General features: G+C 63.7%; 27 protein-coding genes. 21 read left to right on the top strand and 6 right to left on the bottom strand.

Annotation, left to right across the window (positions count from 1 at the left end):
* Window positions 1–150 precede the first annotated feature (150 nt).
* The gene (locus FJ548_RS09265) at window positions 151–1,359 is read right to left on the bottom strand and encodes a beta-ketoacyl-[acyl-carrier-protein] synthase family protein (RefSeq protein ID WP_140777696.1); all 1,209 of its coding nucleotides are present in this window, start codon (window positions 1,357–1,359) and stop codon (window positions 151–153) included.
* Between the two features lie 4 nt (window positions 1,360–1,363).
* Window positions 1,364–1,618, bottom strand: a complete 255-nt coding sequence (locus FJ548_RS09260; protein ID WP_140491308.1) for an acyl carrier protein — start codon at window positions 1,616–1,618, stop codon at window positions 1,364–1,366.
* Window positions 1,619–1,820: 202 nt separating this feature from the next.
* Between FJ548_RS09260 and FJ548_RS09255 the strand changes: the two genes are divergently transcribed.
* The 5 genes from FJ548_RS09255 to FJ548_RS09235 are packed head-to-tail and all read left to right on the top strand — an operon-like array spanning window position 1,821 to window position 4,179.
* Entirely contained in the window at window positions 1,821–2,663 is an 843-nt protein-coding gene (locus FJ548_RS09255) for an urease accessory protein UreD (RefSeq protein WP_140777695.1), read from the top strand.
* A gap of 13 nt (window positions 2,664–2,676) precedes the next feature.
* Window positions 2,677–2,979, top strand: a complete 303-nt coding sequence (locus tag FJ548_RS09250) for an urease subunit gamma (protein WP_140777694.1) — start codon at window positions 2,677–2,679, stop codon at window positions 2,977–2,979.
* 10 nt (window positions 2,980–2,989) lie between these two features.
* Window positions 2,990–3,244 carry a DUF1272 domain-containing protein gene (locus FJ548_RS09245; protein ID WP_140777693.1) on the top strand — a complete coding sequence of 85 codons (255 nt, stop codon included), beginning with the start codon at window positions 2,990–2,992 and terminating at the stop codon, window positions 3,242–3,244.
* A 35-nt stretch (window positions 3,245–3,279) separates the two neighbouring features.
* A complete protein-coding gene (locus FJ548_RS09240) occupies window positions 3,280–3,867 on the top strand; it encodes a HupE/UreJ family protein (RefSeq protein WP_140777692.1) in 588 nt (195 codons plus the stop codon).
* A gap of 6 nt (window positions 3,868–3,873) precedes the next feature.
* Window positions 3,874–4,179 (top strand): urease subunit beta, encoded by a 306-nt coding sequence (locus FJ548_RS09235; RefSeq protein WP_140612682.1) that lies wholly within the window; start codon window positions 3,874–3,876, stop codon window positions 4,177–4,179.
* 98 nt (window positions 4,180–4,277) lie between these two features.
* Here the strand turns inward: FJ548_RS09235 and FJ548_RS09230 are convergent, their stop codons facing one another.
* Both FJ548_RS09230 and FJ548_RS09225 read right to left on the bottom strand, forming a co-directional pair.
* Window positions 4,278–4,772 carry a hypothetical protein gene (locus tag FJ548_RS09230; RefSeq protein WP_140777691.1) on the bottom strand — a complete coding sequence of 165 codons (495 nt, stop codon included), beginning with the start codon at window positions 4,770–4,772 and terminating at the stop codon, window positions 4,278–4,280.
* Window positions 4,773–4,883: 111 nt separating this feature from the next.
* A complete protein-coding gene (locus tag FJ548_RS09225) occupies window positions 4,884–5,261 on the bottom strand; it encodes a hypothetical protein (RefSeq protein ID WP_140766669.1) in 378 nt (125 codons plus the stop codon).
* Window positions 5,262–5,428: 167 nt separating this feature from the next.
* Between FJ548_RS09225 and ureC the strand changes: the two genes are divergently transcribed.
* From ureC to FJ548_RS09185, 8 genes are all read left to right on the top strand, one after another.
* Window positions 5,429–7,141 (top strand): urease subunit alpha, encoded by a 1,713-nt coding sequence (gene ureC, locus FJ548_RS09220; RefSeq protein WP_140777690.1) that lies wholly within the window; start codon window positions 5,429–5,431, stop codon window positions 7,139–7,141.
* A 98-nt stretch (window positions 7,142–7,239) separates the two neighbouring features.
* Window positions 7,240–7,833, top strand: a complete 594-nt coding sequence (locus tag FJ548_RS09215) for a hypothetical protein (RefSeq protein WP_140777689.1) — start codon at window positions 7,240–7,242, stop codon at window positions 7,831–7,833.
* Between the two features lie 42 nt (window positions 7,834–7,875).
* On the top strand, window positions 7,876–8,481 hold the full coding sequence (locus FJ548_RS09210) for a glutathione S-transferase family protein (protein WP_140777688.1): 606 nt from the start codon (window positions 7,876–7,878) through the stop codon (window positions 8,479–8,481).
* Window positions 8,478–9,068, top strand: coding sequence for an urease accessory protein UreE (gene ureE / locus FJ548_RS09205; RefSeq protein ID WP_140777687.1), 591 nt, complete (start codon window positions 8,478–8,480; stop codon window positions 9,066–9,068). Before FJ548_RS09210 ends, ureE begins: the two co-directional genes overlap by 4 nt.
* A complete protein-coding gene (locus FJ548_RS09200; protein ID WP_140612694.1) occupies window positions 9,061–9,732 on the top strand; it encodes an urease accessory protein UreF in 672 nt (223 codons plus the stop codon). Before ureE ends, FJ548_RS09200 begins: the two co-directional genes overlap by 8 nt.
* The gene (locus tag FJ548_RS09195) at window positions 9,729–10,169 is read left to right on the top strand and encodes a DUF3995 domain-containing protein (protein WP_140694105.1); all 441 of its coding nucleotides are present in this window, start codon (window positions 9,729–9,731) and stop codon (window positions 10,167–10,169) included. Before FJ548_RS09200 ends, FJ548_RS09195 begins: the two co-directional genes overlap by 4 nt.
* Complete coding sequence (gene ureG, locus FJ548_RS09190) at window positions 10,166–10,807, top strand: urease accessory protein UreG (protein ID WP_140694102.1); 642 nt, start codon at window positions 10,166–10,168, stop codon at window positions 10,805–10,807. The genes FJ548_RS09195 and ureG overlap by 4 nt, the downstream gene beginning before the upstream one ends.
* Before the next feature lie 71 nt (window positions 10,808–10,878).
* The gene (locus FJ548_RS09185; RefSeq protein WP_140694100.1) at window positions 10,879–11,646 is read left to right on the top strand and encodes a class II aldolase and adducin N-terminal domain-containing protein; all 768 of its coding nucleotides are present in this window, start codon (window positions 10,879–10,881) and stop codon (window positions 11,644–11,646) included.
* Between the two features lie 204 nt (window positions 11,647–11,850).
* Here the strand turns inward: FJ548_RS09185 and FJ548_RS09180 are convergent, their stop codons facing one another.
* Complete coding sequence (locus tag FJ548_RS09180; protein WP_140694098.1) at window positions 11,851–12,483, bottom strand: HAD family phosphatase; 633 nt, start codon at window positions 12,481–12,483, stop codon at window positions 11,851–11,853.
* Between the two features lie 244 nt (window positions 12,484–12,727).
* Between FJ548_RS09180 and FJ548_RS09175 the strand changes: the two genes are divergently transcribed.
* Window positions 12,728–13,687, top strand: a complete 960-nt coding sequence (locus tag FJ548_RS09175; protein WP_140612702.1) for a sugar-binding transcriptional regulator — start codon at window positions 12,728–12,730, stop codon at window positions 13,685–13,687.
* 64 nt (window positions 13,688–13,751) lie between these two features.
* Here FJ548_RS09175 and FJ548_RS09170 read toward each other — a convergent pair whose 3' ends face one another.
* Window positions 13,752–13,937: a hypothetical protein gene (locus FJ548_RS09170; RefSeq protein WP_140694191.1), complete on the bottom strand. Its 186-nt coding sequence runs from the start codon at window positions 13,935–13,937 to the stop codon at window positions 13,752–13,754.
* A 110-nt stretch (window positions 13,938–14,047) separates the two neighbouring features.
* On the opposite strand from FJ548_RS09170, the gene gcvA reads away from it, so the two are divergent.
* The 7 genes from gcvA (at window position 14,048) to FJ548_RS09135 (ending at window position 21,814) form a co-directional block, all read left to right on the top strand.
* Window positions 14,048–14,953: a transcriptional regulator GcvA gene (gcvA, locus tag FJ548_RS09165; protein ID WP_140694096.1), complete on the top strand. Its 906-nt coding sequence runs from the start codon at window positions 14,048–14,050 to the stop codon at window positions 14,951–14,953.
* A gap of 228 nt (window positions 14,954–15,181) precedes the next feature.
* The gene (locus FJ548_RS09160; protein WP_140612708.1) at window positions 15,182–16,492 is read left to right on the top strand and encodes a sugar ABC transporter substrate-binding protein; all 1,311 of its coding nucleotides are present in this window, start codon (window positions 15,182–15,184) and stop codon (window positions 16,490–16,492) included.
* A 122-nt stretch (window positions 16,493–16,614) separates the two neighbouring features.
* The gene (locus FJ548_RS09155; RefSeq protein WP_140612710.1) at window positions 16,615–17,487 is read left to right on the top strand and encodes a sugar ABC transporter permease; all 873 of its coding nucleotides are present in this window, start codon (window positions 16,615–16,617) and stop codon (window positions 17,485–17,487) included.
* Window positions 17,488–17,497: 10 nt separating this feature from the next.
* Window positions 17,498–18,322 (top strand): carbohydrate ABC transporter permease, encoded by an 825-nt coding sequence (locus FJ548_RS09150; protein WP_140612712.1) that lies wholly within the window; start codon window positions 17,498–17,500, stop codon window positions 18,320–18,322.
* Window positions 18,323–18,388: 66 nt separating this feature from the next.
* A complete protein-coding gene (locus FJ548_RS09145; protein ID WP_140612714.1) occupies window positions 18,389–19,387 on the top strand; it encodes an ABC transporter ATP-binding protein in 999 nt (332 codons plus the stop codon).
* A 2-nt stretch (window positions 19,388–19,389) separates the two neighbouring features.
* Window positions 19,390–20,160, top strand: coding sequence for an L-iditol 2-dehydrogenase (locus tag FJ548_RS09140; RefSeq protein WP_140694094.1), 771 nt, complete (start codon window positions 19,390–19,392; stop codon window positions 20,158–20,160).
* 175 nt (window positions 20,161–20,335) lie between these two features.
* On the top strand, window positions 20,336–21,814 hold the full coding sequence (locus FJ548_RS09135) for a mannitol dehydrogenase family protein (protein WP_140694091.1): 1,479 nt from the start codon (window positions 20,336–20,338) through the stop codon (window positions 21,812–21,814).
* Window position 21,815: the final 1 nt, after the last annotated feature.

The following is a 21,815-nucleotide window of genomic DNA, read 5'->3' as shown; positions in this document are numbered from 1 at the left end:
ACTCCTGCGGGGGATTTGCGCCAAGGGCGCGGTGTGGCGGGATAGGCCAAGAGTTATGCTGCGACCCGGCATGATCAACATGCGGCGACAGTTCGCCGCGCACGGACAGTCCACTCAATCGGACGGCCCGAGACAGATGTTGGCCCGGGATCAGATGGCCTTGAACGCCAGCACCGCGTTGGTGCCGCCGAAGGCAAAGCCGTTGCTGATCGCGGCGCGCACCTTGCGCTCGCGCGCGACATTGGGCGTCACGTCGAGATCGCAATCGGGATCGGGTTCGCGGTAATTCGCGGTCGGCGGAACGACGCCCTCGCGGATAGCCATGACACAGGCGATCATCTCCAGCCCGCCCGATGCGCCCAGGCAATGCGCATGCATCGATTTGGTCGAGGAAACCGACAGTGAGCGCGCATGCTCGCCAAAGACGCGCTTGATCGCGTTGGTCTCGATCTGGTCGTTGGCCTTGGTTCCGGTGCCGTGGGCGTTGAGGTAATCGATGTCCTCTGGATTGAGCCCGGCATCGGCAAGGCAGAACCGCATTGCCGCCTCCGGCCCCTCGACTGTCGGAGCGACGATGTCGGAGGCGTCGGCCGAGAGGCCGGCACCGGCGATTTCGGCGAGGATGGTGGCGCCACGCGCCATGGCATGATCGTAGCTTTCAAGAACCGCCATGCCGGCGCCTTCGCCCAGCACCAGCCCCTGGCGATCAGCCGAGAACGGCCGGCACGTGTCGGGCGACAGCACGCGCAACGCCTCCCAACCCTTGAGCACGCCCCAGACGAGCGGCGCCTCGGTGCCGCCGGCGACCATGACATCGGCGCGGCCGAGCCTGATCTGGTCGACCGCCGAGGCGATGGCATGGTTGGCCGAAGAGCAGGCCGAGGTGACGCCGAACACCGGCCCGCGCAGGCCAAGATGCATGCTGACCTGGCCGGCGGCAGCGCCAGGCATGACCCTGGGCACGGTGAAAATGCCGGCGCGGTTCTTACCCTCGATCAGGATCGCCCGGTAGTTCTCCTCGATCGTCTCGAACCCGCAGACGCCGATCCCGATGACCGTGCCCATCCGGTAAGTGTTGTCCGCATGCGGGGCCAGGCCGGACTGCTGCATGGCTTCCTTCGCCGCGATCACAGCCAGCAGGCTGAAGCGGTCCATCGACACCAGTTGCCTGCGCTCGATGCCGTGATCGGGCAGCGCCTTGATCTCGCAGCCGGTCTTGACCTTCAAATCGTGCAGGAAAGGATTGTCGATCGGGCCTATCGCCGAACGGCCGGCCCGCATCTCGGCCCAGATTGCCTGCGCATCGGGGCCTAGTCCGCACAGCCCACCAATGCCGGTAATGACGACGCGCTTCAGCATTCGGTCAGGCTTTTTTCGCGATCAGCGCGCGAACGGCCTCGACCATGTCGCCAACATTCTTGAGATTGCTCCAGGCATCGACGGTGTTCATCTCGATCTCGATGCCATACTGCTCCTCGAGATCGAAGATGATCTCCGTCAGCTCCAGAGAATGGATGCCGAGCGCCGTCAATTCGGTGCTGGTGGTGATTTCTTCACCGCCCGGCTCGGCATGGGCCTTGATCTTCTCGATGATTTCCGTTGCCAGCTGGTCAGCCATACGGTTTCTTCCCCACTTTGTCGTTTCCCGACGCCAACTGAACAGCGCCTTGTTGTCCTCGATATCAGGCCGCGACCGTCGCCTTACACCCCCGCCAGGCATCGCGTGACCGCACCAAGGTGGCTCCCTCTATAGAAACGGAAACGCCATCAAGCAACAAGCTATATATCGACAAAACCGCCGCAGTGCTTAACCTGACGGCGTGGACACCATCGAATATACGAGGTTTTCGGCCCCTCGCGCCCAGCGCGCCGCGGGCCTGGCACAGCTGGGCTGCGCCAGCGCAGGCGGCTGCACGCGGCTGCGGCGCCTCTATCAGGACGGCTCCGCCAAGATCAGGCTGCCGGCCGTTTCGGTCGAGCCGCTGGAAGCGGTCCTGATCAACACCGCCGGCGGACTGACCGGCGGCGATCGCCTCGAATGGGATGTGGATGTCGGCGCGGATGCCAGCGCCACGATAACGACCCAGGCCTGCGAGAAGGTCTATCGCGCCGCATCCGACCATGCCGAAGTGCGGGTCAAGCTGACTGTCGGCGAAAACGGCCGCATCGCCTGGCTGCCGCAGGAAACCATCGTCTTCAACCGGGCGGCCTTCGCCCGCACGCTCGATGTCGAACTTGCCGCCGGAGCCGAGGCGCTGGTGCTGGAAGCGACGGTCTTCGGCCGGCTGGCGATGGGCGAACGCGCCACGCTGGGCACTTTCCGGGACCGCTGGCGAGTTCGCCAGAACGGTTTTCTCATCCATGCCGAGGATTTCCGCATCGGCCCTGACATCGCAGCAAGCATGGCCCGTCCGGCAGTCGCCGGAGGCGCAATCGCCATGGCCACGCTGTTGATGGTGTCGGCGCGGGCCGAGGATTTGCTCGATCCGGTGCGGGAAATCATCGGCGACCGGGGCGGTGCGAGCGCCTGGAGCGTGAAGAGATCTGGCAAGCTTCTTGCGAGGCTCTACGCCGAGGACGGCTACCAGCTGCGCCAGCGGCTGGTTCCGCTCGTCGGATTGCTCAATGGAAGGGCGGGGCTGCCCAAATTATGGTCAATGTGATTCAGGAAACCGCATGAACCTGACGCCGCGAGAGAAGGACAAGCTGCTGATCGCCATGGCGGCGATCGTGGCACGCAAACGGCTGGAGCGCGGCGTCAAGCTCAACCATCCGGAAGCGATCGCGCTGATTACCGATTTCGTCGTCGAGGGCGCCCGCGACGGCCGCCCGGTCGCCGAACTGATGGAGGCCGGCGCCCACGTCGTCAGCCGCGCACAGGTGATGGAAGGAATCGCCGAGATGATCCATGACGTGCAGGTGGAGGCGACCTTCCCCGACGGCACCAAGCTGGTGACCGTGCACCAACCCATCCGGTGAGGAGAGAAAAATGCTTGAACTGCGCCCGAACTGCGAATGCTGCGACAAGGACCTGCCGCCCGAGGCGGCGGATGCGTTGATCTGCACCTTCGAATGCACCTTCTGTGCCGATTGTGTGGAACATGTGCTGGATGGCGTCTGCCCGAACTGCGGCGGCAATTTTTCGGCCCGACCGATCCGACCTGCCGCGATGCTGAAGAAATATCCCGCTTCGACGAAGCGCATCCTCAAGGCCGAAGGCTGCGGCCCCCGCAAGGCCGCGTGACCACTGCGGCACCGCAATCATGAAAGGCAAGTAGAATGATCCCTGCCAAACGCCTCTGCCTCTCTGCGATCCTGTTGATGGCCGCCGCTATGCCGGCCTATGCCCATGTCGGTGTCGGCACCACCTCCTCCCTGATGGCCGGCTTCATGCATCCGCTTTCCGGCCTCGACCACATGACCGCCATGATCGCGGTCGGACTGTGGGCGGCACTCAAGGGCGGCCGAGCGATCTGGGCCTGGCCGCTCGCCTTTATCGGCGTCTTGCTGGGCGGCGCGGCGCTTGGCATGGCCCATGTGCCGATGCCGTTCGTGGAGCCGGGCATACTGGCCTCCGTGGTGGCGCTCGGGCTGCTGGTGGCGCTGGCGGTCGATCTGCCCGTCTCGGCCGGGGTCGCCATCATCGGCCTGTTCGCACTGTTCCACGGGCACGCCCATGGCACCGAAGTGCCGGAAAATGCTGGCGGGCTTGAATACATGGCCGGCTTTGCCATCGCCACCGCGCTGCTCCATGCCGTCGGCATTGCCGACGGCCTGAGCCTTGGCCAGAGGTTGCGTGGCCTGGCTCGCGTTGCGGGCGCGGCCTGTGCGGCGATCGGCGTCGGCCTCGCCTTCGGCGTTGTGTGATATCAGATGATCCCCGGCGAAATCATCCCCGCACAAGGCGACATCGAACTCAACAAGGGCCTGCCGACCGTCACCCTGAAAGTCGCCAACAGCGGCGACCGGCCGATCCAGGTCGGCAGCCACTACCATTTCTTCGAAACCAATGACGGACTGAAATTCGACCGCGAACAGTCGCGCGGCATGCGCCTCGACATTGCCGCCGGCACCGCGATGCGCTTCGAGCCAGGCCAGGAGCGCGACGTCACGCTGGTGCCGCTTGGCGGCAAGCGCGAGGTCTATGGATTCCAGCAGAAGGTGATGGGCAAGCTGTGAGTTTTGTGGCGTCTCATGCGCGGCGCGCACAGCTTCCCAAGGGAAAGCGCCATGCGCTTTTCCCGCGAAACCCGCTTCACATTTCTCCCGGAATCGCTCTAGTCCGACGGCTTGGCGGCCGCATAGATGACGATCTTCCCGGGATCGTCGAACTCCACGGCGAGAACGTCCTCGGCAAGCACGCGCCGCGAATCGATGGCATTGTAAAGCAAGGCGTTGGCCTCGATCTCCTTGCGCAGTTCGGCGACATCCTCCTGATGCTGCCGGACCTTGTTTTCGATGGCCGGCGGCGGACCGCCCTCGCTGCGCGCGGCGTCGGTCAGGAACACGATGTCGACCTTGTCGAGCTTGGACGTCTTGCGCACCGTGCTGATGTTTTCACGCGTGCGGTCGATCGCCGAACTCACTTTATCGATTTCAGCTGTTGTCTTGGCTTCTTTCTGATTGACCTGCGAGCCGACGATCCGGTCGACGGTTTCCGGGCTTTCGAGGCCCTGCGCGTTCAGCGCGGCCTGGGGAAGGCTCGCGGCCAGAAACGCAGCCGCCGCGATAGCATGCAGCCATCGGGAATCGGGCAAGGTGATGATGGTCATCGTTGGCTTTCGGGGTTTGTTTCACTCAGGAAACGAAACGACTCCGGCCCTGCCACGGTTCCCTTCTTGAAGCGATCGGCGGACCGGTTACCGGCCCGCCGCGCCGATTCGTCAGCTGGCTTTCTTGGTGATCAGGGTCAGCGCGCCATTGGGCTCCATGCTGGCCGCGACCACCTGCGCCGAGGTCATTCCCTTGGCCTGAAGGGCGGACTTGACCTTGGGGGTGGCGTCGATCGAACTGCGCAGTTTCTGCAAGCCAGCATCGCCACGCTGGGCGATCACCTGATTGACCTGCGTCTGGGTGTCCTTTGGCAGTTCGGTGATGTCGACAATGTTGACGCTCTGGATCGCCGGCGCGGCCTGCTGGCCGCCGGGCGCCGGCGTTTTGGCCGCAGGGGCGGGCGTGGCCGGGGCGGGCTGTTGCTGGGCACTGGCGGCACCGGCCAGCATCAGGCTGGCGGCGGCTGCAAGAACTATCGATTTGCGCATGGATTTTCCTTCCATCGATTTGGCAAACGGTCGTTTTGGGGTGACCTGCCAACCTCAACCGCCAAATGGGATGAGAAGGTGTCGCCCAGCGGGTCATTGCGTGACCATTGGATGGCGGCAATGTGCAGCCCGGCTTCAACCACAGCGCATTTCGGGAGCAATCGCCGATGGCCAGAATAACCCGTGCCGCCTACGCCCAGATGTATGGTCCGACGGTCGGCGACAAGGTCCGGCTGGCCGACACCGAACTCATCATCGAGGTCGAGAGAGATCTCACCGTTCACGGCGAGGAGGTGAAATTCGGCGGCGGCAAGGTGATCCGCGACGGCATGGGCCAGAGCCAGGTGCCGCGGGCGCAGGGCGCGGTCGACACCGTCATCACCAATGCGCTGGTGATCGATGCCGGCGCCGGCATCTTCAAGGCCGATATCGGCCTCAGGGGCGGACAAATCGCGGCCATAGGCAAGGCCGGCAATCCAGACACGCAAGACGGTGTCACCATCATCATCGGCCCCGGCACCGAGATCATCGCCGGCGAAGGCAAGATCCTGACCGCGGGTGGTTTCGACGCGCATATCCACTTCATCTGTCCGCAGCAGATCGAGGAAGCGCTGATGAGCGGCATCACCACCATGCTTGGCGGCGGCACCGGTCCGGCGCATGGCACGCTGGCCACCACCTGCACGCCGGGACCATGGCATATGGCCCGCATGATCCAGTCCTTCGACGCCTTCCCGATGAATATCGGCCTGTCGGGCAAGGGCAACGCCTCGCTGCCGGCGTCGCTCGAGGAAATGGTGCTGGGCGGCGCCTGTTCGCTGAAGCTGCATGAAGACTGGGGCACGACGCCGGCGGCGATCGACTGCTGCCTGTCGGTCGCCGACACCTATGACGTACAGGTGATGATCCACACCGACACATTGAATGAATCCGGCTTTGTCGAAAACACCGTGGCGGCGATCAAGGGACGAACCATCCACGCCTTCCACACCGAGGGCGCCGGCGGCGGCCATGCGCCCGACATCATCAAGGTCTGTGGCCTGCCCAACATCATCCCGTCCTCGACAAATCCGACGCGGCCCTACACGGTCAACACGCTGGCCGAGCATCTCGACATGCTGATGGTCTGCCACCATCTGTCGCCGTCGATCCCCGAGGACATCGCCTTTGCCGAAAGCCGCATCCGCAAGGAGACGATCGCGGCGGAGGACATCCTGCACGACATCGGCGCTTTCTCGATCATCTCGTCGGACAGCCAGGCGATGGGCCGGGTCGGCGAGGTGGCGATCCGCACCTGGCAGACCGCCGACAAGATGAAGCGCCAGCGCGGCGCGCTGCCGCAGGAAACCGGCGACAACGACAATTTCCGCGTCCGCCGCTACATCGCCAAATACACGATCAACCCGGCAATCGCGCATGGGCTGTCGAAGGAGATCGGCTCGATCGCGGTGGGCAAGCGCGCCGATCTGGTGCTGTGGAACCCGGCCTTCTTCGGCGTCAAGCCGGACATGGTGCTGATCGGCGGCATGATCGCCGCCGCCCCGATGGGCGACCCCAACGCCTCGATCCCGACGCCGCAGCCGATGCATTACCGGCCGATGTTCGGCGCCTATGGCAAGGCCAGAACCAATTCATCGGTGACCTTCGTCTCGAAAGCCGCGCTCGAATCCGGTTTGCATGGCCGTCTTGGCGTCGACAAGCAGTTCGTCGCCGTCGAAAACACCCGCGGCGGCATCGGCAAACATTCGATGGTCCTCAACGACGCCACGCCGCATGTCGAGGTCGATCCCGAAACCTACGAGGTGCGCGCGGATGGCGAGTTGTTGACCTGCGAACCGGCAACGGTGCTTCCGATGGCGCAGCGGTATTTTCTGTTTTAAGGCAAAAACGGCGATTGCGACAGGTGCTGCAAAATCCGTTGCAGCAGAGGATTCGACACCGCAATATGCGGCCTCGAAAAGCCGCATCGTGATCACGCATGGCAACTGAACTAGCCTCACCCCACGACATCTTCCCGCATATCCGCATCGTCATGGGCATGGTGATCGGGCTCGGCGTCGCCCGCCTGCTGTCAGGGGTGGCGCGCATCGTCCAGCATCCCGGCCAATACCGGCTCTATCCCGTGCACTTGGCCTGGGTGGCCTCGGTGCTGTTGACGCTGGTGCATTTCTGGTGGTGGGAGTTTGGCCTCTACGCCATCGAGACATGGACCTTCGGCAAGTACCTTTTCATCATCTTCTACGCCATCACGCTGTTCCTGCTCTGTGCGCTGCTGTTTCCGGACTCGATGCTGGACTACACCGGCTACGAGGACTTCTTCTATTCGCGCCGCGCCTGGTTCTTCGGCCTGCTGGCCGCGACCTACCTGCTCGATGTGATCGACACGCTGCTGAAAGGACCGGAGCATTTCGCCCGCTTCGGCAACGAATACCTGTTCCGCACGCCGGTCTTCGTCGCGCTCTGCATCGCCGCGATCCTGGTGCGCGACCGCCGCTTCCACATCGCTTTCGTCGCGGCAGCGCTCATCTACCAGATATCATTCATCCTGCGGCTCTTCGACACGATCGTATGACTATAGCGGATGGTCTAGAGTCCGGGGAAAAGGCAGGTTCTCATGTACAAGGCCATCGGATCGCGCGGATCGCGGGTCAGCCGCGTCCTCTGGATGCTCGAGGAACTCGGGCAATCCTATGAATTCACCGAGGTCAAACTGCGCTCGCCGGAGGCCTATGCACTCAACCCGTCGGGCAAGGTGCCAATCCTCATCGACGGCGAGCTGACGGTAACGGATTCGGCGGCGATCTGCGTCTATCTGGCCGACAAGCACGCCGACAAGGAGATGGGCGCCAATCCGGGCGTTGCCGGCCGCGCCGAGATGGATTCCTGGATGCATTTTGCCCAGAGCGAGTTCGAGGCGCCGCTGTGGAACAAGCTGCGCCACCGCTTCCTGCTGCCCAAGGAAGTGCGCGTCGATGTCGGCCCCGCCGCGACGTACGACTTTGCCTCGGAGGTCAAGGCCTTGCACCGCCGGCTTGGCGACAAGCCGTTCGCGCTCGGCGACCGCTTTTCGGCTGTCGATATCCTGCTCGGCGACATGGGCGCCTGGGCGCGCGCCGGCCGCTTCCCGATCGACTCCGAGCGTGTCAACGCCTATTTCGACCGGGTGCTGGCGCGGCCCGCCCGTGCACGAGCACAAGCTAATGGGGGAGCCATGACATGAAGCTCGATATCAAGACCGATTTCACCAAATTCCCGCGCGCCGTTTCGGTGCTGACAGGAAACGAGGCCGGGACCACGGCGCCGGCGGGCCGCGCGGTTCTTGCTCATGATGAGCGGCATCTGCGCCGCCGCGCCATCGAACTCGCCGACGGCAGCAAGGTGCTGGTCGACCTGCCCGAGCCCGTTGCCCTGAACGACGGCGACCGGCTGGTGCTGGAGGATGGCCGCCACATCGAGATCGCCGCCGCGCCGGAAGAAGTCCATGACATCCGCGCCCGCGACGCCGTGCATCTGGCCGAGCTTGCCTGGCACATCGGCAACCGCCATCTGGCGGCGGCGATCGAGGCGCACCGCATCCTCATCCTGCGCGACCACGTCATCAAGGCGATGCTGCAGGGGCTGGGCGCCACGGTGACCGACGTCTCCGAGCCGTTCAAGCCGGTGCGCGGCGCCTATTCCGGCCATGGCGGCGCGCATGGACATGATCACGGCCACGCTCATGCCCACGCCGAAGCGCACAGTCATGGCCACAGTCACAGCGAGGCGCATTCACACAGCCATTCGCACGACCATCACGATCATGACTGACCAACCTTCGAACATGGCGCTGCTGCGGCTGATGGCGTGGCTGTCGCCAGCCTTTCCGGTCGGCGGCTTTGCCTATAGCCACGGCCTGGAGCGGGCGATGCATGATGGGCTAATTGCCGATGCCGGGAGCCTCGCCCAATGGCTGGAGACGCTGGTCGAGATGGGCTCCGGCTGGAACGATGCCGTGCTGTTCGCCGAGAGCTGGCGCCGCGCCCGCACAGCCGGCGATCTCGACGACGTCGCGGCACTGGCCGAGGCGCTCGCCGGCTCGCGGGAACGTCACGCGGAGACCACGCAGCAAGGCGCCGCCTTCCTGAAGGCCGCAGCCGCCTGGCCCAATCCGGTTCTGGAGCGCTTGCCGGCCGATTGCGCCTATTGCATTGCCGTCGGTGCCGCTGCCGGCGGCCATGGCATAGGGCTGCAGGACGCGCTGTCCGCTTTCCTGCAAGCCTTCTTCTCCAACCTCGTCCAGGCGGCCATCCGCCTCGGCACCATCGGCCAGAGCGAGGCCACCTTGCTGCTGGCCGGCTTCGAGCCGCTGGCCCTGGCAACCGCCGCCCGTGCTTCCCGCTCGACTTTGGATGATCTCGGCGGCTGCGCCTTCGTCTCCGAAATCATGGCGATGAAGCACGAAACCCAGTATTCGCGACTGTTCCGCTCATGATCCTGCTTGCCTTCATCCTCTCATTCGTCCTGCTGCTGATCACAGCGCTGCACGTCTATTGGGGCATCGGCGGCATCTGGCCGGGCAGGGATGCTGCGACCTGCGCCCGGGCGGTGGTCGGGTTTCGCGGCGTCGATGAAATGCCGACGCCTTTCGCCAGTTTCGCCGTCGCGGCGTGCCTTTGCCTGGCAACGCTCTGGCCGCTGGCGCTCATCGGCTTCTTTGCCTCGCCCTTTCCCCGCGAGGGCCTAGCCGCCACGTCGCTGCTCATCGGGCTGGTGTTCCTGGGGCGCGGTATTGCCGGCTTCACGCCGTGGTGGCGGCGGCTGGCGCCCGAGCAACCTTTCGCGCGGCTCGACGTCCGCTACTATTCGCCGCTGTGCGTGTTGATCGGGCTCGGCTTCGCAGCCCTTGCCATCATGGAGTTCCCGATATGACCCAGCTCAACGGTCCTCTTCGCATCGGCATTGGCGGCCCGGTCGGCTCCGGCAAGACGACGCTCACCGAAAAACTGTGCAAGGCGCTGCGCGACGAATTTTCCATCGCCGTCGTCACCAACGATATCTACACCAGGGAAGACGCCATGATGCTGGCCCGGCTGCAGGCGCTGCCGGAGGACCGCATCGTCGGCGTCGAGACCGGCGGGTGTCCGCATACCGCCATTCGCGAGGACGCTTCGATCAATTTGCAGGCGATCGCCGAGCTGAACCGCAAATTCCCGAACCTCGACATCATCTTCATCGAATCCGGCGGCGATAACCTTGCCGCCACCTTCTCGCCTGACCTTGCCGATCTCACGCTCTATGTCATCTCAGTCTGCCAGGGTGAAGAAATCCCGCGCAAGGGCGGGCCGGCGATAACCCGCTCCGATTTCCTGATCATCAACAAGAGCGACCTGGCGCCCTATGTGAACGTCAACCTTGATGTCATGGAAAGCGACGCCGCCCGCATGCGCGGCAAGCGGCCGTTCGGCTTCACCGACCTGTCGCGCGGCAAGGGCCTGCAGGAAGTCATCGAATTCATCGTCGAGCATGGCGGGCTGAGGGCGAGCGCTACCGCGAGCACTGCAGCGTAGTCTGCACCAAACGAAAGCGGTTGCGGGCACCAGCGGAGCGCGGCATTCTTGCGAAAACTGGAGGATTTTTCATGAGCATTGCCCGCCTGCCAAGGGAAACGCTGACCAACCTGGCCTTTTACGAGGAGCGCGTCGATCTCGCCTGTGCCTTTCGCTGGACGGCGCGGCTCAACATGCACGAAGCGGTGGCCAACCATTTCTCGCTGGCGGTCAATGAAGGCGGCACAAAGTTCCTGATGAATCCCAACCAGGTGCATTTCTCGCGCATCAAGGCGAGCGACCTGATCGAGATCGATGCCAACGACCCCGACACGCTGTCCGGCCCCAACGCGCCGGACCCGACGGCCTGGGGCCTGCACGGCGCCATCCATCGCAATGTGCCGCATGCGCGGTGCGTCATGCATGTCCATTCCATCCATGCCACGGTGCTGGCCTCGCTAGCCGACTCGACATTGCCGCCGATCGACCAGAATTCGGCGATGTTCTTCAACCGCCATGTCGTCGACGCCCACTATGGCGGGCTGGCCTTCGAGGAAGAGGGCGAGCGCTGTTCGCAGCTTCTCACCGATCCCAAGGTCAAGGTAATGGTGATGGGCAATCACGGCGTGCTTGTCGTCGGCGATACGGTTGCCGATGCCTTCAACCGCATGTTCTATTTCGAGCGTGCCGCCGAGACCTACATCAAGGCGCTGTGGACCGGTCGGCCGCTGCGCACGCTGTCCGACGCCATCGCCGAGAAGGCCGCGGCCGAGATGGACGACTATCCTGGCCAGGCCGAGCGCCACCTCGCCGAGCTGAAGGCGATCCTCGACGAGCAGGAACCGGTCTACCGGAACTGAAGATCCCGCGCTTTAGCTGACGCTGCGGCTCTCGCGAGCTCCACTTGATTTGAGAGCTTGGCGCTGCCCCTCACCCCTACCCTCTCCCCGTGAAGAACGGGAGAGGGGGCGCTAGCGCTGGAGCTTGTCCCTTCTCCCCGTTCTTCACGGGGAGAAGGTGCCGGCAGGCGGATGAGGGGCAGCGCGAACCATGTTAATTCTCGCTCAGAGCCCGAGTTCCCTGCGCAATTCCACCGCGCTGTTAATGACGATAGCGCCAGGCGGCCCTTCCATCGGCGCTTCCGGCCAGAAGATCGTCTTCATGCCTGCCGCGAGCCCGGCCATGGTACCCGGCCAGCTGTCGTCGACCGCAAACGCGTGCGCGGGATCGACGCCGGCAAGGTAAGCGGCGCGCAGGAAGGGCTCGGCGTGCGGCTTGCCTTCGCGCACATCGTTGCGGCTGATCGACTTCATGCCGGGATAGGTGAGGCCAACCATGCGCAGATTGGCGTCCACGATCATTCGGTCCGAATTGGAAACCACGGCCTGCTGCACGCCAAGCGCCCGCAATTCGTTGAAGACTTCGATGGCGCCGGGGCGCGGCTTCAGGCCCTCGACCAACGGCAGATAATGCTCGTATTTGCGCATGATCCAGTCGTCGAAAGGCATGTCGAGACCAAATTCGTCGCGCATCATCTCATAGACCGGCCAGGCGGCAACGCCCAGCACGCGCTCGTGCAGGTCGGCTGGCGGTTCGAGGCCGGCATTGTGCATTGCCGCCACGAGAGCGGCCGCGTGCAATGGCTCGCTGTCGACCAGCGTGCCGTCCATGTCCCAGAAAACCGCCTTCGGTGTCATGCAACGCTCCTTTTTGCCATCCCTTAAAGGGTTAGCGCCGAGAGATAAACCATCTGGGCGACAGAACGTGCCATCGGCCGGGACCAAGACCAGCCGCTTTGTCCGACAGACATGGTTGGCGGCAAAATCTCCCAGGCGCGATATCCAAGCATTTGCTCTTGAGATTGACAATTGCGCAGCAGACGGTTCCCTGCGAAACTAGAGGCGGACCGCTCGTGTGACCAGCGGTTTTGGGAGGCAGGACGTGAATACCCGGCAGGATGGCGGCAGCAACAGGCTGGACGACGCGGCGCGCGCCGGCTGGCTCTATTATGTTGCCGGCAACACACAGGACCAGATCGCAGCTACACTCGGCATCTCGCGGCAGACCGCGCAGCGGCTGGTGTCGCTGGCTGTGTCGGAGGGCTTGATCAAGGTCCGCGTCGACCATCCGATCGCCAATTGCCTGGACCTTGCGGCGCGGCTGAAGTCGCGCTTCGCGCTCGACCTCGTCGAGGTTGTGCCGAGCGACCCGACCTCGTCATCGACGACAATCGGCATTGCCGAGGCGGCGGCAGCCGAGATCGAAAGGCGATTGAGATCGCCGAGCCCGATCGTGCTCGCGATCGGCACAGGCCGCACGCTGAAGGCGGCGATCGAACAATTGCCGCCGATGGAGTGTCCGCAGCACAAGGTGGTGTCCTTGACCGGCAACATCTCGCCGGACGGCTCGGCTGCCTTCTACAACGTCATCTTCACCATGGCCGACAGGGTCAAGGCGCGCTCCTTCCCGATGCCGCTGCCGGTCATCGCCTCCTCGCCGCAGGAGCGCGAGATGCTGCTCAACCAGCCGATGATCCAGCCAACGCTGGCGCTCGCCGCCGAGGCCGACGTCACGTTCGTCGGCATCGGCGACCTCGGCCCAAAGGCGCCGCTCTATGAGGACGGCTTCATTTCCGAAACCGAGTTGAAGGCTTTGCAGAAGGCCGGCGGCATCGCCGAGATCGTCGGCTGGGTGTTCGATCGCGACGGGCGGATGATCGAAGGCATCACCAACGACCGCGTGTCGTCGGCGTCGCTGCCGTCGCGAGAGAGGTCGCTGGTCATCGCGCTTGCCATGGGCGAGCGCAAGCTGCCGGGCATACTGGCGGCCGTAAACCGCCGGCTGGTCAACGGGCTCATCACCGATGAGCGGACGGCGACCGCCCTTTTGGCCGGCGTCTGACCGACAGCCGCTGCTGCTGGCGGAACGGGTCGATGCCGTCCGCGTCGCGATAAAACCAACAGGGCTATCTGTGCCGCCCGAAAGGGTCGTTGCCATCGAGGAAACCGAGGTCGCGCTGCAGATGCGGCGACAGGTCCCTGATGTCGAGATGCGCCTTTTTTCTGATCGCGAACCAGCCAAAGCCGTCCGTAAGCCACGAAATCCAGCGGTGATCCGGAGCGGGAGTGCACTTTTGTTGCGCCATGGTCATGCTCGTCAACCTTCGCTATCCTGAACCCGAATGACAGGTTGACACTGAATGTCGGTCTTGCCGGCCAGCTTTGCCAATCGAACGTCGATAAGGACCCATAAGGAGGTTTTATGCCGGACCTCAGCTCGCGCCAGGTTTCGCAACTCCCGCCGCTGCAGGCGATCCGGGTGTTCGAAGCCGTGGCGCGGCATCTTTCCTTCACCAAGGCCGCCGAGGAGCTCGCCATGACGCAGGCGGCGGTCAGCTATCAGATCAAGGTTCTGGAGGAGCGGATCGGAGCGCCGCTGTTCCTGAGGCGCCCGCGCCAGATCGCGCTGACCGAAGCCGGACAGCGCCTGGCGCCTGCTGTCAGCGAAGCCTTTGCCATTCTCGGCCAGGCCTACGCCGCGGCGCGTGGCGGCGCGGATGGTCTGCTGTGCGTCACGACTGTGCTGACCTTCGCCTCGAACTGGCTGGCGCACCACCTCGGCTCTTTCCAGATTACTCATCCGTCGCTTGCCGTGCGGCTGGAGACGTCGAGCCGGCTAACGGATTTCGCCCGCGAGGATGTCGACCTCGCCATCCGCTCGGGCGGCGGCAAATGGCCGGGGCTGGAAGCCCACAAACTGCTCGACGCCGATTTTACGCCGATGCTGAGCCCCAAGCTCGCGGCGAGCATTGGCGGCATCAAGGAGCCGGCCGACCTGCTGCGGCTGCCGATCCTCGATCCGGGTGACATCTGGTGGACACAGTGGTTCGAAACCGCCGGCGTGCACGCGCACGACCTTGCCAAGCGGCCCGGCAGCAGCATGGGCGCGCAGGCCTACGAGGCCAATGCCGCGATCGCCGGCCATGGCGTGGCGATCCTGACCAGAGCGCTGTTCAAGGCCGAACTCGCCGACGGCCGCCTGATCCAGCCCTTCGACCTGGTCGGTGACGATGGCCACGCCTACTGGCTGGTCTATCCCGAGGCGCGCCGCAACGTGCCGAAGATCCGCGCCTTCCGGGACTGGCTGTTGGCTGAAATCGCCTGCTGATCGGCAGGCGACGGAACCAACATCCGATTTCAAAGATTTTGATCCCACTGCCTGGCCTCAGGCGGTGGCAACCCGGCCATTGCGCCCCCCGGATCCTCGGCCGTTCGTCGCCATTCTTGGGTCGCGTGCTGCGCTGCAGCATCGAATCCGTCTTGACATAATTAAGACTAAGTGAGTAATTGCTCACAGCCAAGGCAAATGCTCATCTTGGTTTATGGGAGGAATTTGATGAAACTTCGCACGCTCACCCTGGGCTTGTTGTCGGCCAGCGCCCTCGCCTTCGCCGCACATGCCGAATCCATCACCATCGCCACCGTCAACAATGGCGATATGGTCCGCATGCAGAAGCTGACCGACGACTTCACCAAGGCCAATCCCGACATCCAGCTCAACTGGGTCACGCTCGAGGAAAACGTGCTGCGTGAGCGCGTCACCACGGACATCGCCACCAAGGGCGGCCAGTATGACGTGATGACCATCGGCACCTATGAGGTTCCGATCTGGGCCAAGCAAAGCTGGCTCCTACCGCTCGACAAGCTCGGCGACGACTATGATGTCAAGGATATCATCCCGGCCATTGCCGGCGGCCTTACCGTCGACGGCAAGCTCTATGCAGCGCCTTTCTATGGCGAGAGTTCCTTCGTCATGTACCGCAAGGACCTGATGGACAAGGCCGGGCTGAAGATGCCCGATGCCCCCACCTGGGACTTCATCAAGCAGGCCGCCGACAAGATGACTGACCGCGCCAACGGCGTGAACGGGGTCTGCCTGCGCGGCAAGGCCGGCTGGGGCGAGAACATGGCCTTCCTGACCGCGATGTCGAACTCCTTCGGCGCCCGCTGGTTCGACGAGAACTGGAAGCCGCAGTTCGACCAGCCGGAATGGAAGAAGACGCTGCAGTTCTACGTCGACCTGATGAAGGCCGACGGCCCCGAGGGCGCCTCGTCCAACGGCTTCAACGAGAACCTGGCGCTGTTCCAGCAGGGCAAGTGCGGCATGTGGATCGACGCCACCGTCGCGGCGTCCTTCGTCTCCGACCCGAAGAACTCGACCGTCGCCGACAAGGTCGGCTATGCGCTGGCGCCCGACAACGGCCTGGGCAAGCGCGGCAACTGGCTGTGGGCCTGGTCGCTGGCCATTCCCGCCGGCACCAAGAAGGCTGACGCCGCAGAGAAGTTCGTGTCGTGGGCGACCAGCAAACACTATGCGGAGCTCGTCGCGTCGAAGGAAGGCTGGGCCAACGTTCCTCCGGGCACGCGCTCCTCGCTCTACGCCAACCCCGAGTACCAGAAGGCGGCTCCGTTCGCCAAGATGACGCTGGAGTCCATCAACGCCGCCGATCCGACGCATCCGACCGTCAAGCCGGTGCCCTATGTCGGCGTGCAGTTTGTCGCCATCCCTGAGTTCCAGGGTCTTGGCACCACCGTCGGCCAGCTCTTCTCGGCGGCTCTTGCCGGCCAGTCGAGCGTCGACGATGCGCTGAAGCAGGCCCAGGACGCCGCCACCGCGACGATGACCGAGGGCGGGTATATCAAGTAAGGCTCCTCCCGGTGCCGAATGCCGGCCAGCTTGCTGACCGGCAACGGCCGCCCGAAACCCAGTTCGGGCGGCCGTCTTCAATGCCTCTGAAAATTCAGCCTGATCCTTGAAGGGTGACCGTCATGGCTACTCAGCAGACCCGTTCGCTTGCCCGATTCATGATGGCGCCTTCCGTGGTGCTGCTGTTCGTCTGGATGATCGTGCCGCTGATCTTCACCATCTGGTTCTCATTCCTCCAGTACAACCCGCTCAATCCGGTCCGCGATGGATTTGTCTGGTTCTCCAATTACAAGCTCTTCTATTCCAACCCGGCCTTCCTGCAATCGATCCTCAACACGCTCACACTCGTCGTCAGCGTGCTGCTGATCACGGTGATCGGCGGCATCCTGCTGGCGCTGCTCATCGATCAGCCGATGTGGGGCCAGGGGATCGTGCGCATCCTCGTCATATCGCCGTTCTTCGTCATGCCGCCGGTGGCCGCATTGGTCTGGAAGAACATGATCATGCACCCGCAATATGGCGTGTTCGCCGACATAGCGCGCTTCTTCGGGGCACAACCAATCGACTGGTTCGGGCAGCATCCGATGACGGCGATCATCATCATCGTCGCCTGGCAGTGGCTGCCTTTCGCGACATTGATCCTGCTCACCGCGCTGCAGTCGCTCGACGGCGAGCAGAAGGAAGCCGCCGAGATGGACGGCGCCGGCTTCATCAGCCGCTTCATCTATCTGACGCTGCCGCACATGTCGCGGGCGATCACCGTCGTCATCCTGATCCAGACGATCTTCCTGCTCTCGGTCTATGCCGAAATCCTGGTCACCACCAATGGCGGCCCCGGCTACGCCTCCACCAACCTGCCCTTCCTCGTTTACCAGAAGGCGCTGCTGGAGTTCAAAATCGGCCAGGCATCCGCGGGCGGTGTGATCGCCGTCATTCTCGCCAACATCGTCGCCTTCTTCGCCATGCGCGCCGTCGGCAAGAACCTGGACAGATAAGGAGGAAAAGATGGCACGCGCAGTCACCACCCGGCACAAGACCATCGCGACGGCAGCCGCCTGGATCGTCGCCCTGCTGATCTTTTTCCCGATCCTCTATACGATCATCACCTCGTTCAAGTCGGAACAGGAGGCGATCCAGGGCTTCAACCTGATCCCGTCGGGGACATTCGAGAGCTATTCCGAGGTTCAGGCGCAGAGCGGCTATTTCAAGTTCTTCCTGAACTCGGTGCTGCTCTCGGTCGGCTCGACCATCCTGGCCCTGTTGGTGGCGATACCGGCGGCATGGTCGATGGCGTTCTCGCCGACCAAGCGGACCAAGGACATCTTGATGTGGATGCTGTCCACCAAGATGATGCCGGCGGTCGCCGTGCTGTTCCCGATCTACCTGATCTTCCGCAACCTCGGACTGCTGGACAGCCGCATCGGCCTGATGGTGATGCTAATGCTGATCAACCTGCCGATCGTGGTGTGGATGCTCTACACCTATTTCCGCGAAATCCCCGGCGAGATTTTGGAAGCGGCGCGCATGGACGGCGCCTCGCTGTGGAACGAGATCATCTATGTGCTGACCCCGATGGCGGTGCCGGGCATTGCCTCGACCATGCTGCTCAACATCATCCTGGCCTGGAACGAGGCGTTCTGGACGATCCGCCTGACCACCACGGATGCCGCGCCGCTCACCGCCTTCATCAGTTCGTTCTCCAGCCCGCAAGGCCTGTTCTGGGCCAAGCTTTCGGCGGCCTCGACGCTGGCGATCGCGCCGATCCTGATCATGGGCTGGTTCAGCCAGAAACAGCTGGTGCGCGGCCTGACATTCGGTGCCGTGAAATAGCGGGCATACCGTAGGCAGCGCCACGAACAAACAGACGGCGGACAATAACCCCTCGGGGAGGAAACCATGGGAAACATCACGCTCAAGAACGTCTCCAAATCCTTCGGATCGACGTCCATCATCCCAGGCCTCGACCTGGTGATCGAGAATGGCGAGTTCGTCGTCTTCGTCGGCCCGTCGGGTTGCGGCAAGTCCACGCTGCTGCGGCTGATCGCCGGGCTGGAGGACACCAGCGGCGGCACCATCAACATCGACGGCCGTGACGTCACCGGCGAGGCGCCGGCCAAGCGCAAGCTCGCGATGGTGTTCCAGTCCTATGCGCTCTATCCGCACATGACCGTGGCCAAGAACATCGCCTTCCCGCTGAAGATGGCGGGCGAGGATCAGGCGACGATCGACAAGAAGGTGAAGGATGCGGCGCGCGTCCTGAACCTCACCAACTACCTCGAGCGCCGCCCGGGTCAGCTCTCCGGCGGCCAGCGCCAGCGCGTCGCCATCGGCCGCGCCATCGTGCGCCAGCCCTCGGCCTTCCTGTTCGACGAGCCGCTGTCCAACCTCGACGCGGCGCTGCGCGGCACGATGCGGCTGGAGATCAGCGAACTGCACCACCAGCTCAAGACCACGATGATCTACGTTACCCACGACCAGGTCGAGGCCATGACCATGGCAGACAAGATCGTCGTGCTGAACGCCGGCAACATCGAGCAGGTCGGCTCGCCGATGGAGCTCTACAAAAGCCCGAACAATCTGTTCGTCGCCGGCTTCATCGGTTCGCCGAAAATGAACCTCATCGAGGGCGCGCCCGCCACCAAATACGGCGCCAAGACCATCGGCATCCGACCCGAGCACATGCAGATCTCGACGACGGCGGGCGACTGGAAGGCGACCGTCGGCGTTGCCGAGCATTTGGGATCCGACACGTTCCTGCATGTCCAAGCCGATGGCGTGGGCCCACTGACGGTCCGCGCCGACGGCGAACTGGCTGTCCATCACGGCGACACAATCTACCTGACGCCAGACAAGGCCAAGCTGCATCGCTTCGGTCCTGACGGAAAGGCGATGTAAGCATGCGACTGGCTGGCAAATCGGCGCTGATCACGGGTTCGGCGCGCGGCATCGGCAAGGCCTTCGCCGAAGCCTATGTGCGCGAAGGCGCTATCGTCGCGATTGCCGACATCAACCTCGAGGCCGCGCAGAAGACAGCCGCCGAGATTGGCGGCGGCACCTATGCGGTGAAGCTCGACGTCACGGATCAGGCATCCATCGATGCCGCGGTAAAGGCGGTGGAGGACAAGGCCGGCGGCCTCGACATCCTGATCAACAACGCCGCCTTGTTCGATTTGGCGCCGATCGTCGAGATCTCCCGGGCGAGCTACGACAAGCTGTTCTCGGTCAATGTCGCCGGCACGCTGTTCACGCTGCAGGCGGCGGCACGCTCGATGATCGCGCGGGGCAAGGGCGGCAGGATCATCAATATGGCGAGCCAGGCCGGACGACGCGGCGAGGCCCTGGTGGGCGTCTATTGCGCCACCAAGGCCGCCGTCATCTCGCTGACCCAGTCGGCGGGGCTCGACCTCATCAAGCATCGCATCAACGTCAACGCCATCGCGCCCGGCGTCGTCGATGGCGAGCACTGGGACCACGTCGATTCACTGTTTGCCAAATACGAGAACCGGCCGAGGGGCGAAAAGAAGAAACTGGTCGGCGAGAGCGTGCCTTACGGCCGCATGGGCACGGCGCAGGATCTCACCGGTATGGCGGTGTTTCTGGCCAGCAGCGACGCCGAATACATCGTCGCCCAGACCTACAACGTCGATGGCGGCCAGTGGATGAGTTGAGGGGGTGAAAGCGCTCTTCTCCCCGTCCTTCACGGGGAGAAGATGCCGGCAGGCAGATGAGGGGCATCGCAGCCATCGGAAGCGTTGGCGCTGCCCCTCACCCTTACCCACTCCCCGTGAAGGACGGGGAGAGGGAGAATGATCAAGGCCGCAGCCCGGCCGAAGGGTAAAGCAGATGACCGTGAAACTCTCTTCTTCCAATCTCGCCAGGCTTCCCGCCAATGTCGCGGGACCGAAATACGACCGTTCCAAATTGAAGGCCGGCATCGTGCATTTCGGCGTCGGCAACTTTCATCGCTCGCATCAGGCCGTCTATCTCGACGACCTGTTCAATGCGGGGCTCGGCCAAGATTGGGCGCTGGTCGGCGCCGGCGTTTTCGCCGGCGAGAAGATCGGCCGCGGTAAGCTGGAAGAGCAGGACTGGCTGACCACCGTGGTCGAGCAGGATGAAGGCCATATGAGCGCCCGCGTCACCGGCGCGATGATCGATTTCCTGATGCCGGGCGATGCGGCCGGAATCATCGAACGGCTGGCCGACCCGGCGATCAAGATCGTTTCGCTGACCATCACCGAAGGCGGCTATTTCATCGATCCGGCCTCCGGCGTCTTCAATCCGACCCATCCCGACATCGTCGCCGACGCCCAGCCGGGCGCTGTGCCGAAGACGGTGTTCGGCATCATCCTCGCCGGCCTGATGCGCCGCCGCGGCGACGGCATCGTGCCGTTCACCGTGATGTCCTGCGACAACATCCCTCACAACGGCCATGTCACCTCGGATGGGGTCATTGGGCTCGCCCGCCTGATCGACGAGGACCTGGCGACCTGGGTCAGCGACAATGTCGCCTTTCCGAACGCCATGGTCGACCGCATCACGCCGGCCACCACGGATCGCGAGCGCGACATCCTGGCCAAGGACTTTGGCGTAGAGGACAATTGGCCGGTATTCTGCGAACCGTTCAAGCAATGGGTGCTGGAGGACCATTTCACCGCCGGTCGCCCAGCGCTGGAGAAGGTCGGCGTGCAGTTCGTCAGAGATGTCGCTCCCTATGAATTGATGAAGATCCGCATCCTCAATGGCGGCCATGCCACCATTGCCTATCCCGCCGGGCTGATGGACATCCATTTCGTTCATGAGGCGATGCAGGAGCCGCTGGTTCGCGCCTTTCTCGACAAGCTCGAACATGACGAGATCATTCCGACCGTGCCGCCGGTGCCGGACACGGTGCTGGAGGATTACTACCAACTCATCGAGAAGCGCTTTTCCAACCCCAAGATCGGCGACACGGTGCGCCGGCTTTGCCTGGACGGCTCCAACCGCCAGCCGAAATTCATCATCCCGACCATCGCCGACCGCCTGAAGGCGGGAAAAAGCGTCGCCGGCCTGGCGCTGGAATCGGCGCTCTGGTGCCGCTACTGCTTCGGCACGACCGATAGCGGCGCCGTCATCGAGCCGAACGACCCGAGTTGGGACCGGCTGCAGGCGACGGCAAAGGCGGCAAAGGACGCACCCGCCGCCTGGCTGGCCATGGACGACATCTATGGCGATGTCGGCCGCGCCACGGCATTCGTCGAGGCGTTTGCCCATGCGCTCAACGTGCTGTGGGCGAATGGCGCCCGCGCCACGCTGACACGCTATCTCGATGGCAAGCTCTGAG

Origin of the sequence: Mesorhizobium sp. B2-4-17, assembly GCF_006441275.1 — a bacterium.
Lineage (GTDB): Bacteria > Pseudomonadota > Alphaproteobacteria > Rhizobiales > Rhizobiaceae > Mesorhizobium.
This window is presented reverse-complemented; position numbering and strand designations above follow the sequence as displayed.